This window comes from Thauera sp. JM12B12, from assembly GCF_039614725.1.
GTDB lineage: Bacteria > Pseudomonadota > Gammaproteobacteria > Burkholderiales > Rhodocyclaceae > Thauera.
In genome coordinates this window covers 2684502-2700037 of the sequence record NZ_CP154859.1, presented here as the reverse complement: position 1 = coordinate 2700037, position 15536 = coordinate 2684502, and the positions used below count along the sequence as shown (strand labels likewise).

13 protein-coding genes are annotated in these 15536 nt (G+C 70.4%); 9 read left to right on the top strand and 4 right to left on the bottom strand.

Annotated elements, in window-relative coordinates; translation table 11 throughout:
• Window position 1 precedes the first annotated feature (1 nt).
• Both AAG895_RS12145 and AAG895_RS12140 read right to left on the bottom strand, forming a co-directional pair.
• Window positions 2-1288, bottom strand: coding sequence for an aminotransferase class I/II-fold pyridoxal phosphate-dependent enzyme (locus tag AAG895_RS12145; RefSeq protein WP_345792270.1), 1287 nt, complete (start codon window positions 1286-1288; stop codon window positions 2-4).
• A gap of 101 nt (window positions 1289-1389) precedes the next feature.
• Window positions 1390-2040, bottom strand: a complete 651-nt coding sequence (locus AAG895_RS12140) for a pyridoxamine 5'-phosphate oxidase family protein (RefSeq protein WP_345792269.1) — start codon at window positions 2038-2040, stop codon at window positions 1390-1392.
• Window positions 2041-2133: 93 nt separating this feature from the next.
• Here AAG895_RS12140 and AAG895_RS12135 point away from each other — a divergent pair, with 93 nt between their 5' ends.
• The 6 genes from AAG895_RS12135 (at window position 2134) to AAG895_RS12110 (ending at window position 8709) form a co-directional block, all read left to right on the top strand.
• A complete protein-coding gene (locus tag AAG895_RS12135) occupies window positions 2134-3576 on the top strand; it encodes a PLP-dependent aminotransferase family protein (RefSeq protein WP_345792268.1) in 1443 nt (480 codons plus the stop codon).
• Between the two features lie 151 nt (window positions 3577-3727).
• A complete protein-coding gene (locus tag AAG895_RS12130) occupies window positions 3728-4918 on the top strand; it encodes a class I SAM-dependent methyltransferase (protein ID WP_345792267.1) in 1191 nt (396 codons plus the stop codon).
• Between the two features lie 191 nt (window positions 4919-5109).
• Window positions 5110-6426, top strand: a complete 1317-nt coding sequence (locus tag AAG895_RS12125; RefSeq protein WP_345792266.1) for a hypothetical protein — start codon at window positions 5110-5112, stop codon at window positions 6424-6426.
• Between the two features lie 89 nt (window positions 6427-6515).
• Window positions 6516-7694, top strand: a complete 1179-nt coding sequence (locus AAG895_RS12120; protein ID WP_345792265.1) for an MFS transporter — start codon at window positions 6516-6518, stop codon at window positions 7692-7694.
• Window positions 7691-8275 (top strand): ACP phosphodiesterase, encoded by a 585-nt coding sequence (locus AAG895_RS12115; protein WP_345792264.1) that lies wholly within the window; start codon window positions 7691-7693, stop codon window positions 8273-8275. The genes AAG895_RS12120 and AAG895_RS12115 overlap by 4 nt, the downstream gene beginning before the upstream one ends.
• 50 nt (window positions 8276-8325) lie before the next feature.
• The gene (locus AAG895_RS12110; RefSeq protein ID WP_345792263.1) at window positions 8326-8709 is read left to right on the top strand and encodes a DUF423 domain-containing protein; all 384 of its coding nucleotides are present in this window, start codon (window positions 8326-8328) and stop codon (window positions 8707-8709) included.
• 96 nt (window positions 8710-8805) lie between these two features.
• Here AAG895_RS12110 and AAG895_RS12105 read toward each other — a convergent pair whose 3' ends face one another.
• Together AAG895_RS12105 and AAG895_RS12100 are read right to left on the bottom strand one after the other, a co-directional pair.
• Window positions 8806-9054 (bottom strand): hypothetical protein, encoded by a 249-nt coding sequence (locus tag AAG895_RS12105; RefSeq protein WP_345792262.1) that lies wholly within the window; start codon window positions 9052-9054, stop codon window positions 8806-8808.
• Between the two features lie 89 nt (window positions 9055-9143).
• Window positions 9144-12548, bottom strand: a complete 3405-nt coding sequence (locus AAG895_RS12100) for an error-prone DNA polymerase (protein ID WP_345792261.1) — start codon at window positions 12546-12548, stop codon at window positions 9144-9146.
• Between the two features lie 189 nt (window positions 12549-12737).
• On the opposite strand from AAG895_RS12100, the gene AAG895_RS12095 reads away from it, so the two are divergent.
• The 3 genes from AAG895_RS12095 to AAG895_RS12085 all read left to right on the top strand — a co-directional run bounded on the left by AAG895_RS12095 (window position 12738) and on the right by AAG895_RS12085 (window position 15495).
• Complete coding sequence (locus AAG895_RS12095) at window positions 12738-13709, top strand: ABC transporter substrate-binding protein (RefSeq protein WP_345792260.1); 972 nt, start codon at window positions 12738-12740, stop codon at window positions 13707-13709.
• Window positions 13710-13808: 99 nt separating this feature from the next.
• Entirely contained in the window at window positions 13809-14699 is an 891-nt protein-coding gene (locus tag AAG895_RS12090; protein ID WP_345792259.1) for an ABC transporter permease, read from the top strand.
• Window position 14700: 1 nt separating this feature from the next.
• Complete coding sequence (locus tag AAG895_RS12085) at window positions 14701-15495, top strand: ABC transporter ATP-binding protein (RefSeq protein WP_345792258.1); 795 nt, start codon at window positions 14701-14703, stop codon at window positions 15493-15495.
• The last annotated feature ends 41 nt before the right edge of the window (window positions 15496-15536 follow it).

Genomic DNA, 15536 nt, shown 5'->3' with positions numbered 1-15536 from the left:
ATCAAACCGCAGCCAGGGCCTGCTCCAGGTCGGCGATGATGTCGTCGATGTGCTCGATGCCGATCGACAGCCGCACCATGTCGGGCGACACGCCGGCCTTGGCGAGTTCGGCCGGCGACAGCTGGCGGTGGGTGGTCGAGGCCGGGTGGCAGGCGAGCGACTTGGCGTCACCGATATTCACCAGGCGGGTGATCAGCTTCAGCGCGTCCTGGAAGCGGCCGCCGGCTTCGAGGCCGCCCCCGCTTCCATTCCCTTTCACCCCGAACGACAGGATGCCCGAGGCGCGCCCACCCATGTACTTCTGCACCAGGCCATGGTCGGCGTGGTCGGGCAGGCCGGCGTAGTTCACCCACTCGACCTTGGCGTGCTGCTTCAGGTACTCGGCGACCTTGATCGTGTTGGTGCAGATGCGGTCCATGCGCAGCGCCAGGGTCTCGATGCCCTGCAGGATCAGGAAGCTGTTGAAGGGCGAGATCGCCGCGCCGGTGTTGCGCAGCGGCACCACGCGCGCGCGACCGATGAAGGCCGCGGCGCCGAGCGCTTCGGTATAGACCACGCCGTGGTAGGACACGTCGGGCTCGTTCAGGCGCTTGAAGCGCGCCTTGTGCTCGGCCCAGGGGAACTTGCCCGAATCGACGATCACGCCGCCGATCGAGTTGCCGTGGCCGCCGAGGTACTTGGTGAGCGCGTGCACCACGATGTCGGCGCCGTGCTCGAAGGGACGGCACAGATAGGGCGAGGGCACGGTGTTGTCCACGATCAGCGGCACGCCGGCCTTGTGCGCGATCTCGGCGAGGCGACCGATGTCGGTGACGTTGCCCAGCGGGTTGCCGACCGATTCGCAGAAGATCGCCTTGGTGCGCGCGTCGATCAACGCGGCGAAGCTGTCCGGGTCGCGGTAGTCGGCGAAGCGCACCTCGATGCCGAACTGCGGCAGGGTGTGGGCGAACAGGTTGTAGGTGCCGCCGTACAGCGTGGAGGCCGAGACGATGTTGTCGCCGGCTTCGGCGATGGTCTGGATCGCGTAGGTGATCGCCGACATGCCCGAGGCCACGGCGAGCGCACCGATGCCGCCTTCCAGTTCGGCCACGCGCTGCTCGAGCACCGCGGTGGTCGGGTTCATGATGCGGGTGTAGATGTTGCCCTGCACCTTGAGGTCGAAGAGGTCCGCGCCGTGCTGGGTGTCGTCGAAGGCGTACGAGGTGGTCTGGTAGATCGGCACCGCGACCGCCTTGGTGGTCGGATCGGGCGAGTAGCCGCCGTGCACGGCGATGGTTTCGAGCTTCATGGGTCAGGTCTCCCCTGCGGTGAAAGTGCGGGGGAGTATAGCCAGCGCGGGCGCGATGGCGAAATGGCGGACGGGCCTGCCACCGCGCGCGCGACCGCGCTTCATCGCGGTGGAGGGGCAAAGCGGGTCGGCGGCACCTCGGCGAGCACGCTGTCGGCTTCCGTGAGCGGCTCGCCCTGCACCGTACGCAGCGGGATCACACCCGCCCACACCGGCCAGCCCAGGTCCTCCGCGTCGTCCTTCACGCCCCAGTCGCGCACCTTGGCCGAGGCCTCGTCGAGCGCGATCCGCAGCAGGGCGGTGGCGTTGAGTTCCTTGTCGCTGATCGGGCGCAGCCTGTCCCAGCGGCCGGGGTAGAGGCCCTCTATGAAGGCGCGCAGGCTGCCGAGCTTGTGCGCGGGTTCGGTCACCGGCTCGAAGCGGCCATAGATCACCACCGAGCGGTAGTTCATCGAGTGATGCATCGCCGAGCGCGCCAGCACGAGACCATCGGCGAGCGCGATCGTCACGCAGGCCTCGCCGGCGGTCAGCGCCGTCAGCATGCGCGAGGCCTTGGCGCCATGGATGTAGAGGTGCTCGCCCTCGCGCCAGTGGAGGGTGGGGATGGCATGGACCACGCCGTCGATCTGGAAGGCGACGGTGCAGATCATCGCGGCATCCACGATTGCGGCGACGGTGTCGGCGTCGTACTGCGCGCGCTCGGGCAGTCGGCGGACGCGGGTGCGCGCGGATGGGGCGGTGGAGGAGGGCATGGTGCAGTGGCTCCGGAGGTTGCGATGGAGCGATCCTAGACCGGTGATGGTACCTTTCGTAGCACCACGAAAACCTGCCTCTATGGAGCCACGATGGCGCTCGACTGGCTGCTTGCCCCGCCCCTGCCCGATGCCATGCCGCGCCAGCGCCTGCTCTACTTGCGTCTGCGCGAGGCGATCCTGTCCGGCCGGCTGCCGGGCGACATGCGCCTGCCCGCGAGCCGCAGCCTCGCGGCGACGCTGGGCATTGCACGCAATACGGTGCTGTTCGCCTACGCGCAGCTCGTCGCGGAGGGCTGCCTGGTCGCCGACCGCCAGGGCACGCGCGTGGCGCGACTGCCCGCGGCACGGGCTGCCTCGCCGCGGCCTTCCGCGGTACCGGAAGCGCCGCCGGGCTTGTCCGTGCGCGCTGCCGCAGCGCTGCAGCGCGAGCCGGCGCGCGATGCCGAGGCCCTGCCGTTCTCGCCCGGCGTGCCGGATTTCGGTGCCTTCCCATTCCGCAGCTGGCGCGCCTGCATCGAGCGTGCGTGGCGGGACGCCGGCTGGCGACAGCTTGGCTACGCCGCCCACGGCGGCGACCCGTCGCTGCGCACGGCGCTCGCAGCCCATCTGACGGGCGTGCGCGGCCTGGCGGTGGACGCCGGGCAGATCCTGATCACCGGCGGCACGCAGGCGGCGCTCGACCTGTGCGCTCGTCTGCTCGCCGACCACGGTGACACGGTGTGGGTCGAGAACCCGGGCTATCTGGCCGCCCGCGTGGCCTTCGGCCTCGCCGGCCTGCAGGTGCGCGACGTGGCGGTGGATGTTCAGGGGCTGGCGCCCTCCGCCGAGGACTGGCGTTGCGCCCCGCCGCGCCTGATCATGGCCACGCCCTCGCACCAGTACCCCACCGGGCGGGTGATGTCGCTGCCGCGCCGGCTCGCATTGCTCGAGCGCGCGCGCGAGTCGGGCGCCTGGATCGTCGAGGACGACTACGACAGCGAGTTCCGCCGCGCCGGGGCGGCGCCGCCCGCGTTGTTCGGACTGCAGCCGGACGCCCCGGTGGTCTATGTCGGCACCTTCAGCAAGACCCTCTACCCGGGCCTGCGGCTGGGCTACCTGGTCCTGCCGCGCGCGATCGCAGGACCCTTCATCCACGCCGCGGCGCTCGCCACACGCGCCGGCCAGGGTATCGAGCAGCGCGCACTGGCCGATTTCATCGAGCGCGGTCACTACACGACGCACATGCGGCGCATGCGTGCGCGCTACAGCACCCGCCAGGCGCGCCTGCGCTCCGCTTTGGAAGAGGCCTTCGGAGAGCGCGTGGCGCTCTCGGGCGGCGAAGCCGGGCTCCATCTGGTGATGTGGCTGCCCGCCGAGATCGACGACAGGGCGGTGGCGGAGCGCGCGGCGCGGCTCGGGCTGGGTGCGCGCGCCCTGTCCGCATACGCGCGGCCGCCGGCGCGCTGCAATGGGCTCGTGCTTGGCTACGGGAATCTGGACGAGAACGCCGTCGCGGGCGCGGTCGCGAGGCTGAAGCAGGCGGTCGGAGCGTGAGCGGCTCGCGCGCGTACCTCACGGGTGGCCCGCAGGAGGCTGCGGGGGGACGGTCGCGTGCGCCGGCCGCCCGGCCCCGCATTCTTGGGCTCCTTGAGCTTCAGCCGTTACACTCCGCGGCCTGACTCACCACGCTGAAGCCCGGAACCCCATGGCCCAACTCGTCCTTCACCCCGGCAAGGAACGCTCGCTGTTCCGCCGCCACCCCTGGATCTTCGCCGGCTCGGTCGAGCGGCTGGAGGGGCGCGCGCGACCCGGCGACACGGTCACGGTGCTGAGCGCCGACGGCAAGGCGCTGGCGCGGGCGGCGTGGTCGCCGCAATCGCAGATCCGCGCGCGGGTGTGGTGCTTCGATGCCGAGGCAGCGATCGACCATGCCTTCTTCAAGCGCGCGGTGGCGGCGTCGGTGGCGCGGAGGGCGGCGATCCCGGCGCTGCGCGGGCAGGAGGGCGTGCGCCTGATCCATGGCGAATCCGACGGCCTGCCGGGCGTGATCGCCGACCGCTACGGTGACGTGGTGGTGCTGCAACTCACCAGCGCGGGCGCGGACAAGTGGCGCGAGGCCATCGTCGCCGGCCTGGTGCAGGCCACCGGCTGCACGGCGGTGTACGAACGCTCGGATTCGGAGGTGCGCGCGCTCGAAGGTCTGGAGTCGCGCACCGGCTGCGTGCATGGCGAACTGCCCGCGGGCGGGCTCGCCATCGTCGAGAACGGCGTGCGCATGGAGGTGGACGTCGAGGGCGGACACAAGACCGGCTTCTACCTCGACCAGCGCGACAATCGCCTGCTGACCGGCCAGCTTGCGGCCGGGCGTGCAGTGCTCAACTGCTTCTGCTACACCGGCGGCTTCTCGCTGCAGGCGCTCGCAGGCGGCGCGGCGTCGGTCCTGTCGATCGACTCCTCCGGCCCGGCGCTGGCATCGGCGCGGCGCAATCTGGCGCTCAACCCGCAGCTCGACGCCGGCCGCGCCGACTGGCAGGAGGCGGACGTGTTCAAGGCGCTGCGCGCGCTGAAGGACGAAGGCCGCAAGTTCGACCTCATCGTGCTCGACCCGCCCAAGTTCGCGCCCTCGGCCGCGCATGCGGATCGCGCCGCGCGCGCCTACAAGGACATCAATCTCTTCGGCTTCCGTCTGCTCAACCCGGGCGGCATCCTGATGACCTACTCGTGCTCGGGCGGCATCGGCCAGGAGCTCTTCCAGAAGATCGTCGCCGGCGCGGCGATCGACGCCGGCGACGATGCACGCATCCTCTACCGGCTGTCCGCGGCGCCCGATCACCCGATCGGGCTCGCAGTGCCGGAAGGCGAATACCTCAAGGGCCTGGCCTGCCAGGTCGGCTGATCCGGGCCGCAGCGCCCCGGGCTGCCATTGCGGCGGCCATCACGGGATGCTCGCGCGCGGGCCGGCGCCGCGCCCGAAAACTTCGTGGGTTGTGCGGCTCCGGCTAGAATCCGCGCACGCGACTGCATTCGGCGCCGCTGCAAGGCGCGCGAATGCCCCACCGAATATCTCTCATCCTTCCCGGTAACGACATGAACACCACCCATGCGCTGACCCAACTCCCCCAATCCAGCCTCTTTCGCAAGGGCGACGTCTTCGTGCTCTTCGGCGAGCTCTTCGGCCGCGGCTACGCCAGCGGCCTGGTCGACCAGGCGCGCAAGGCGGGCATGGACATCGTCGGCATCACGGTCGGGCGCCGTGACGACAACAACGCCCTGCGCCCGCTCGACGCGGACGAACTGGCGGCGGCCGAGGCCAACCTCGGCGGCAGGATCATCAACGTGCCGCTGATGGCGGGCTTCGACCTCGACGCCCCGGCCGGCGAGCCCACGCCGACCGACCTGCTCAACGAACTCACGCTCAAGACCTGGGAGTCGGGCACGCTCGACTGGGCCCACATCGACACGTGCCGCGCCATCGGCACCGAGCGCTTCCGCACGGGCGTGGCCGAGGTCATGGCGCAGCTCGAGGGCATGATCGGCGCCGGGCGCAACGTGTTCTTCGCCCACACCATGGCGGGTGGCATCCCCAAGGCCAAGGTGTTCATGGTGATCGCCAACCGCATCTACAAGGGCCGCGGCGACCGCTTCATGTCCTCGCAGACCCTGCTCGACAGCGACCTCGGCAAGCTCATCCTGCAGAACTTCGACGAGGTGTCGGCCAACACCTTCGGCCACCTGATCGAGGGCAGTGCCGCGCTGCGCGCGCGCATCGAGGCCGGCGGCGGTCAGGTGCGCTACACCGCCTACGGCTACCACGGCACCGAGATCCTGATCGACGGCCGCTACCAGTGGCAGACCTATACCAACTACACCCAGGGCTACGCCAAGATGCGGCTCGAGCGCATCGCCCAGGCAGCCTGGGAGCAGGGCGTCAAGGCCACGGTGTACAACTGCCCCGAGATCCGCACCAACTCCACCGACGTGTTCGCCGGCGTCGAGCTGCCGCTGATCTCGCTGCTCGAGGCGCTGAGGAAGGAAGGCGGCGGGGCCTGGGCCGAGTCGCAGTGGCAGGCCTGCCAGGCGCTGCTCGCCGATGGTTTCACGTTGCAGGACGTGCTGGACAAGCTCGCCGCCTTCCACGGCAGCGCGGTCATGCAGCGCTACCGCGACTTCGCCGCCTGGCCGATGCCCAACAGCCCGGAGCAGGCCGACATCCAGATCGGCACCTCGGAGGACATCGTGGGCATGCACAAGGATCGCAAGGCGCTGATCACCGACCTGCTCAGCACCCTGGTGCTCGAGGCCAGCGGGGCGCTGATCTTCAACGGCTCCGCGGCGCCTGCCGGCCCGGTGCTGTGGCTCAACCACGACATCATCGCCCGCCAGCTCAACGCGCTGCACGCGTGAGCCCTGGCGGGCGGGTCCGCCGATGCGCGCGGGACGCGCGCCGCGTTTCGGAGTAGATTCCGGCCTCGTTCCCGCAAAAGCGTTTGCTTATGAAGAAGAACCTCTGGCTGCTCGCCATCGCCCAGGGCCTGTTCCTGACCAACAACGTGGTCTTCATCGCCATCAACGGCCTGGTGGGCTTGAGCCTTGCGCCCGCCGGCTGGATGGCGACCCTGCCGGTGATGGGCTACGTGGTGGGCGGTGCGCTGTCGACCGGCCTGGTGGCGCGCACCCAGCAGCGCTGGGGGCGTCAGGTGTCGTTCCAGCTCGGCCTGGTGGTGGCGCTGCTCACCGCGCTGCTGTGCGCCTTCGCGCTGTCGATTGGCAGCTTCTGGCTGCTGGTGGCGGGCACGGTGATCGCCGGCTACTACAGCGCCAACGGCCAGCTCTACCGCTTTGCCGCCGGCGAGCTGGCGCCGACATCGTTTCGTGAGAAGGCCGTGTCGCTGGTGCTGGCGGGCGGCCTGATCGGCGCGGTGATCGGCCCCAACCTGGCCAACCACACCCGCGAGGTGCTCGGCACGCCTTTCCTCGGCTCCTACCTCGCGCTCGCGGTGGTGGCGCTGGCGTCGATGGCGGTGATGGCGGGCATCCGCTTTCCTGCCGCGCCGGCGAAGGCCGCAGGGGTGGACGCCGGCCGGCCGCTGGCCGAGATCATGCGCCAGCCGGTGTTCATCGTGTCCACGCTGGGTGCAGCGATGGGCTATGGCGTGATGAATCTGCTGATGGCGGCAACGCCGCTCGCCATGGACGTGTGCGGCATGCCGTTCTCGGACGCCGCGCTGGTCCTCGAGTGGCACGTGATCGGCATGTTCGCGCCGGGCTTCTTTACCGGGCACCTCATCAAGCGCTTCGGCGTGCTGCAGATCATGGGGATGGGCGTGGTGCTCAACCTGGCCTGCATCGCGGTGGCGCTTTCGGGACAGGACCTGCACCAGTTCCTGATCGGCCTCTTCCTGCTCGGCGTGGGCTGGAACTTCCTGTTCACCGGCGCCACCACGCTCGCCATGCAGGCCTACCGGCCGGAAGAAAAGGACAAGGCGCAGGCGGCGATCAACTTCGTCGTGTTCGCGGTGATGGCGCTGACCTCGTTCGCCTCCGGCGCGCTGGTGACGACCCAGGGCTGGACGCTGCTCAACGTCGGCTCGCTGCTGCCGGTCGGCCTCACTGGTGCGGCGCTCGTCTGGCTGGTGCTGCGCCAGCGCCGTGACGCGGGGCAGGCCGGGTGAACTTCCTCGCCCACGCGCTGCTCGCGGGTGACGCCCCCGCGCTCGTCGTCGGCGGGGTGGTGGGGGACTGGATCAAGGGGCCGCTGCCCGCTGGTTTGCCGCAAGACCTGGCGCGCGGCGTGGCCCTGCATCGCGCGATCGATGTCTTCGCCGAGACGCATCCGGCGTTCTGCGCCAGCCGGTCGCGGATCTCGCCCGCGCGCAGGCGCTACGCCGGGGTGCTGGTCGACATCTTCTACGACCACCTCCTCGCGCGTGACTGGGCGCGCTATCACGCGGATGAGCTTGGGGGCTACTGCGCACGCGTCTATCGGCAGATCGCGGAGCGACGCCATCACCTGCCGGACTCGGCGCACCTCGCGCTCGACCTGATGGCGACCGAGGACTGGCTGCAGTCCTATGGCCGGCTCGAGGGCATCGCCGACGTCCTCGCACGCATGGCGCGCCGCGCGCGCAAGCCCAATCCGCTGGCGGGTGGCGAGGCGGATCTTGTCGCTGCGGCGGAAGGTTTCGAGGGTGATTTTCGCGCCTGGCTGCCGGACGCGCAGCGCTTCGTGGCCGACTGGCTGGCCACGCGATGAGCGCTATCGACGCGCCTGCGCCCGGCGCACGAACACGGGATTGAAGACGTATGAACCGAGGATTGCTTCTGATCGGCGCCCTGTCCGCCGCGATTGCGGTGGCACTGGGGGCCTTCGGCGCGCACAGCCTGCGTGCCGTGCTGAGCGCGGAGATGCTGGCGGTGTTCGAGACCGGGGTGCGCTATCAGATGTATCACGCGCTCGCGCTGGTTGCGCTCGGGCTGGCGGGATCCGGCCGGCTGGGGCGGCTGGCGACGGTGGCGGGCGGGCTGTTCGTCGCGGGTTCGGTGTGCTTTTCCGGCAGCCTGTACCTGCTCACGCTCGCGGGTACCAAGGGCATCGGCCTGGTGACGCCGCTCGGTGGGGTGATGCTGCTGGTGGGCTGGCTGGTGCTGGCGGTCGCCGCGCTGAAGGCTGCGCCGGGCAGGGGTTGAGAGCCGGCGACCAGGGCCGCGAACCAGGGCAGATGAACAGGGGCGATGGTCGGGGAATGTGCTGAGCGCGGGCGCCTAGCAGACCCCCGTCGCGCTTCAGGTCAGGTGCACCTTGCGTGCGGCGAAGGCCTCGGCGAGCGTGGCGAATTCCCGGCTGCGATCGGCGCTGAGGCGGAAGAAGACCCGGTTGTCCTGGATGCGGCCGCAGTAGCTGCGGATGATCACGCGCTCGATGCCGGGAATGCCGGGGTTCGATTCGATGGTCTTGATCGCGCCGGTGCCGGTGTCGTACACACCGGGCCGTTCCTTGAGGCCGAAGGGGTCGTCGATGCAGCGGTCGTTCATGGGGGCTTACTCCTCGAACAGGTGATGCACGCAGCAAAGATAGCACCGACCCGCAGGGGGTGTTGATGGGTGCTGCTCAGGCACGTCGTTCAGTGAAAGTCCCGGCTGCGAGCGGCCAGTTCGCCCAGCAGCGCGGAATGGTCCACCACGCGGTTCGCCACCAGATGCACGACGCGGCCCTGGCGGCTGATCTGGCCGAACACGCCCATCAGCCGCGCGCCGAGCAGGATGCGGCGCTGCTGCTCGAAGAGCTCGGGGCGGACGATGACGTTGGTGAGGCCGGTCTCGTCCTCCAGGGTCACGAACAGCGTGCCCTTGGCGGTGCCCGGGCGCTGGCGGCAGGTGACCAGGCCGGCGCCGCGGGCGAGCATGCGGTCGGGGGCGAGGGCGATGTCGGCGGCGGTGAGAAAGCGCAGTCGGGCGAGCTGGACGCGCACGAAGGACAGCGGGTGGCGGCCGAGGGTGAAGCCGAGGCGGGCGTAGTCGGCGAGCAGGTCTTCGGTCTCGGCGGGCGCTTCGAGTGCGGCGGCGACGTCGCCGCCGGGGGCGTCGGCGAGCAGACCGGGCAGGGGCGTGGCGCCGCTCGCCTGCCACAGCGCCTGGCGGCGATGGCCGGCGAGCGTGGCGAGCGCGCCGCCGGCGGCCAGCGTGCGCAGGTCGCCGGCGTCGAGCCGGGCGCGTGCGGCGAGGTCCTGCACGTCGCTGAAGGCGCGTGCGCGGCGGGCCTCGGCGATGCGTACGGCGGCGTCATGGGCGAGGCCGCGGATCATGCGCAGGCCGAGGCGCACCGCGGGCTGCGGGCGTACAGGCGACGCGTTCGCGTCCGGCGCGCCGGGGCTGCTCGCCGGATGGGTGTGTGCTGCCAGTGGTGGACAGGGCGCTGGCTGTGCTGATGGCGTGCCCGGGGGCGCGGGGGGCGGATCGGTCGTATGTTGGGCGGTCGGCTCCAGCGTGCAATCCCATTCGCTCACGGTCACATCCGCCGCCCGCACCTCCACCCCATGCCGGCGTGCGTCCTGGATCAGTTGCGAAGGCGAATAGAAGCCCATCGGCTGGCTGTTGAGCAGGGCGGCGAGGAAGGCGGCGGGCTCGAAGCACTTCAGCCAGGCCGAGGCATACACCAGCAGCGCGAAGCTGGCGGCGTGGGATTCGGGAAAGCCGTAGCTGCCGAAGCCCTCGATCTGCTGGCACAGGCGCTGGGCGAAGTCGGGGTCGTAGCGGTTCTTCGCCAGCCCGTCGAGCAGCTTCTGGCGGTAGCGCTCGAGCTCGCCCTTGCGCCGCCAGGCGCCCATCGCGCGGCGCAGCTGGTCGGCCTCGCCGCCGGTGAAGCCCGCAGCCACCACCGCGAGCTGCATCACCTGCTCCTGGAAGATCGGCACCCCGAGCGTGCGCGCGAGCACGCCGCGGATCTCCTCGCGCAGCCCTTCCATCGGGTCTTCGCCGCGCGCCACGCGCTCGCGCGCCTGCAGGTAGGGATGGACCATGCCGCCCTGGATCGGGCCGGGGCGCACGATGGCGACTTCCACCACCAGGTCGTAGAAGCGGCGCGGCTTCAAGCGCGGCAGCATGGTCATCTGCGCGCGCGATTCGACCTGGAACACGCCGATCGAATCCGCGCGTGACAGCATCGCGTACACCTGCGGTCGCTCGCGCGGGATCGTCGCCAGCGTCAGCGCCCGCCCGCGCCAGGCCGACACCAGGGCGAGGCCGCGGCGCAGCGCCGACAGCATGCCGAGCGCGAGCACGTCGATCTTCATCAGACCGACCGCGTCGAGGTCGTCCTTGTCCCACTGGATCACGGTGCGCTCGGGCATGGCGGCGTTCTCGACCGGCACCAGCTCGTCGAGCCGGCCGCGCGCGATGACGAAACCGCCGACGTGCTGCGACAGATGGCGCGGAAAGCCGATCAGCTCTTCGGTGAGCGCGACCAGGCGCTGGGTGACCGGGCTGGCGGGGTCGAGCCCGGCCTCGGCGAGGCGTTCGGGCAGGATGCGGCGGCCGTCGAACCAGTGGTGCTCGCGGGTGAGGCGCTCGATCTGCGCCTCGTCCAGGCCGAGCGCGCGGCCGACGTCGCGCAGCGCGCTGCGCGCGCGGTAGCTGATCACCGTGGCGGCGAGCGCGGCGCGCTCGCGGCCGTACTTGCGGTAGATGTACTGGATGACCTCCTCGCGGCGGTCGTGCTCGAAGTCGACGTCGATGTCGGGCGGTTCGTTGCGCTCGCGCGAGATGAAGCGCTCGACCAGCATGATGCCGAGCCGTGGATCGACCTCGGTGATGCCGAGCGCCCAGCACACCACCGAGTTCGCCGCCGAGCCGCGGCCCTGGCACAGGATGCCGGCCTCGCGGGCGAAGCGGACGATGTCGTGCACGGTGAGGAAGTAGGGCTCGTAGCCGAGCTCGGCGATCAGCGCGAGCTCGTGCTCGATCTGCGCGCGCACCGTGGGCGGCGCGGGGTCGTCGGCCGCGCGGGGCGGGGTCGTGCTGCGGGCGGGGGCGGCAATGCGTGGCGGTGGGGTGTCGCCGCTTCCGGCGTGGCTCGGCTCCGCCTGGCCGTAACGCCACGCCAGCCCGCCCTCGACCAGCCGGCGCAGCCAGCGCGCCGGGGTTTCGCCCTCGGGGACGAGCTCGGCGGGGTACTCGTAGCGCAGCTCGTCCAGCGAAAAGCTGCAGCGTTGGGCGACGACCAGGGTCTCGGCGAGCAGGGCGGGCGGGTAGCGGCGGGCGAGGGTGTCGCGCGCGTGCAGGCGCTGCTCGGCATTGGCGGCGAGCGCCAGCCCGGCCTCGGCCACGCTGCAGTGCAGGCGCAGCGCGCTCATCACGTCGGCGAGCGGGCGGCGTTCGGCGGCGTGCATCAGCGCGCCGCTGGCGGCCACGGCCGGTATGCCCGCGGCGCGGGCGACGCGGCGCAGCCAGGTGATGCGGGCGCGGTCGCGGCCGTCGAGCCGCACCGTCACCGCCATCCAGGCGCGGCCCGGGAAACGCTGCGCGAGCCATTCGGCCTCGACCTGCAGGGCCGCCGCCGCGGTCTCGAGTCCGGCACGGGGCGGGAAGCTCGCGGGCGGAATCAGCAGGGCCAGGCAGCCGTCCAGGCCGTCGGCAGCCTCGCCGGGGGCGGCGGACGGCAGCGGCAGGTCGCAGGCGTCGTCGATCATCGCCCGGGTGAGGCGGTAGCTGCCCTTGTCGGCGGCGCGGCGGGCCCGGGTGATCAGCCGCGACAGCTGGCCGTAGCCGCAGCGGTCGGTGGCGAGCAGCACGATGCGAGGACCATCCTCGAGCGCGAGTTCGCTGCCGATGATCAGCTGCGGGCGGTCGGCCGGCAGGGCCTGCAGGGCGCGATGGGCGCGCACCACGCCGGCAAGCGAGCATTCGTCGGTGAGCGCGATCGCGCTGTAGCCGAACGCGGCCGCCTGCGTGACGAGCTCCTCGGGGTGGGAGGCGCCGCGCTGGAAGCTGAAGTTGCTGAGGCAGTGGAGTTCGGCATAGGGGATGGTCATGCGGTAACTGTAAAAAAATACAGTCTTGCAGGCAATATGGGCGCTCGTCCTTTCCTGCTTCGGGTCCACCGCAATCGCATGAGCCGGGCGCGCTGTTAAACTCTCGGTCTTCCTGCTTTTCCGATCCGCGCGGTCGTCGATCGTGCGCGTAAAAAACTGTCCGGCCCGCATGGCCGATAGGAGACCTTCATGTCCTTCAGCAAGTCCCGCAAGGTGCTGTTCGGTGCGCTCGCCCTGGCTTTCGCGATGGCCAGCCCGGTGCATGCGGAGCAGAAATCGGTGGCGATCACCGCGATCGTCGAACATCCGGCGCTCGACGCGGTCCGGGATGGCGTCAAGGAGGCGCTCGCCGCCGCCGGCTACGAGGACGGCAAGAACCTGAAGTGGCAGTACCAGAGCGCCCAGGGCAACACTGGCACCGCGGCGCAGATCGCGCGCAAGTTCGTCGGCGACAGGTCCGACGTGATCGTCGCCATCGCCACCCCCTCGGCGCAGGCGGTTGCCGCGGCGACCAAGGACATCCCGCTGGTTTTCTCGGCGGTGACCGACCCGGTCGCGGCCAAGCTGGTGCCTTCGATGGCGCCCTCGGGCACCAACGTCACCGGCGTCTCCGATGCGCTCGAACTCGACAAGCAGATCGAGCTGATCAAGCGCGTCGCGCCCAACGCCAAGCGCGTCGGCATGGTCTTCAACCCCGGCGAGGCGAACTCGGTGGTGGTGCTCGAGCAGATGCGCACGCTGCTCCCCAAGCACGGCATGACCCTGGTCGACGCCGCCGCGCCGCGCTCGGTTGACGTGGGCTCGGCCGCGCGCAGCCTGATCGACAAGGTCGACGTGTTCTACACCAGCACCGACAACAACGTGGTGTCGGCCTACGAGGCCCTGGTCAAGGTCGGCATGGACGCCAAGATCCCGCTCGTGGCTGCCGATACCGACAGCGTGGCGCGTGGCGCGGTCGCCGCCTATGGCATGGACTACAAGGCGATCGGCGTGCAGACCGGGCAGATGGTCGTGCGCATCCTCAAGGGCGAGAAGCCGGGCGACATCGCCTCCGAGACCAGCAACAACCTGTCCCTGCACGTGAACCCGGGTGCAGCGCAGAAGCAGGGCGTCACCCTGTCCGAAGCGCTCATCAAGGACGCCTCCAAGGTCGTCCAGTAAGCGCGGCCCGGCCGGGCCCATCGCCGGCCGGTTCGCTCCGATCGCCGCGGGTGCTCCTTTCGGAGCGCCCGCGTCGTTTTCTCCGCAACGGTATTTCCCATGTCCCTCTACACCCTGCTCGGGGCGCTCGAGATCGGGCTGATCTTCAGCCTCGTCGCCCTCGGCGTGTACATCTCCTTCCGCCTGCTGCGCTTTCCCGACCTCACCGTGGACGGCAGCTTCCCGCTCGGCGGTGCGGTCGCCGCGACCATGATCGCCGCCGGCTACGATCCCTTCACCGCGACCGTCGTGGCGACGCTCGCCGGCGCGGTCGCCGGCCTGATCACCGGCTGGCTCAACGTCAGCCTCAAGATCATGGATCTGCTCGCGAGCATCCTGATGATGATCGCGCTCTACTCGATCAACCTGCGCATCATGGGCAAGCCCAACGTGCCGCTGATCACCGAGCCGACGGTCTTCAACCTGCTGCAGCCCGAGGCGCTCGCCGACTACGTGTTCCGCCCGTTGCTGCTGATCTTCGTGGTGCTGGCGGTCAAGCTCGCGCTCGATGCCTATTTCTCCACCCAGAGCGGGCTGGCGATCCGCGCCACCGGCTCGAACGCGCGCATGGCGCGGGCGCAGGGCGTCAACACCGGGCTGGCGGTGCTGGCCGGCATGGCGCTGTCGAACGCGCTGGTCGGCCTGGCGGGCGCGCTGTTCGCGCAGACCCAGGGCGGGGCGGACATCTCGATGGGCGTGGGCACCATCGTCATCGGCCTTGCGGCGGTGATCGTCGGCGAGAGCCTGCTGCCCTCGCGCAAGCTCTACCTGGCGACGATCGCGGTCATCGTCGGTGCCATCGTCTATCGCTTCTTCATCGCGCTCGCGCTCAACTCGGACTTCATCGGCCTGCAGGCGCAGGACCTCAACCTCGTCACCGCGGTGCTGGTGACGGTCGCCCTGGTGGTGCCCAAACTGCGCGCCCACTGGTCCGGAAAGAAGGGGAACTGAGATGTTGAAAGCCAATGAGCTGCGCCTGACCTTCAACCCCGGCACGCCGATCGAGACCCAGGCCCTGCGCGGCATGTCGCTCGAGATCCCGAGCGGGCAGTTCGTCACCGTGATCGGCTCCAACGGCGCCGGCAAGTCGACCTTCCTGAACGCCGTCTCCGGCGAGCAGCGGGTCGACAGCGGCACGATCGAGATCGACGGCATCGACATGACGCGCCAGCCGGTGTGGGTGCGCGCGCGCCACGTCGCCCGCGTGTTCCAGGACCCGCTCGCCGGGACCTGCGAGGACCTCACCATCGAGGAGAACATGGCGCTGGCCAAGATGCGCGGCGAGCGGCGCGGCTTCTCCTTCGCGGTCAAGCCCGCGCTGCGCGAGGAGTTCCGCGCCCAGCTATCGACGCTGGGCCTGGGCCTGGAGAACCGCCTGTCCGATCGCATTGGCCTGCTCTCGGGCGGCCAGCGCCAGGCGGTGAGCCTGCTGATGGCGGCGCTGCAGCCCTCGCGCCTGCTGCTGCTCGACGAGCACACCGCCGCGCTCGACCCGCGCACCGCGGCCTTCGTGCTCGAGCTCACCGTGCGCATCGTCGCCGAGCACAAGCTCACCACGATGATGGTCACCCACTCGATGCGCCAGGCGCTCGACGTCGGCCAGCGCACCGTGATGCTGCACCAGGGCCGCGTCGTGCTGGACGTGTCCGGCAAGGAGCGCGAGGGGCTGGACGTGCATCACCTGCTCGACATGTTCGAGAAGGTCCGCGGCGAAGAGATCGACGACGACGCGCTGCTGCTGGGCTGAGTCGCCCTCCGCGCCCGCCCCCGTGCCACCCCGTATCCAAA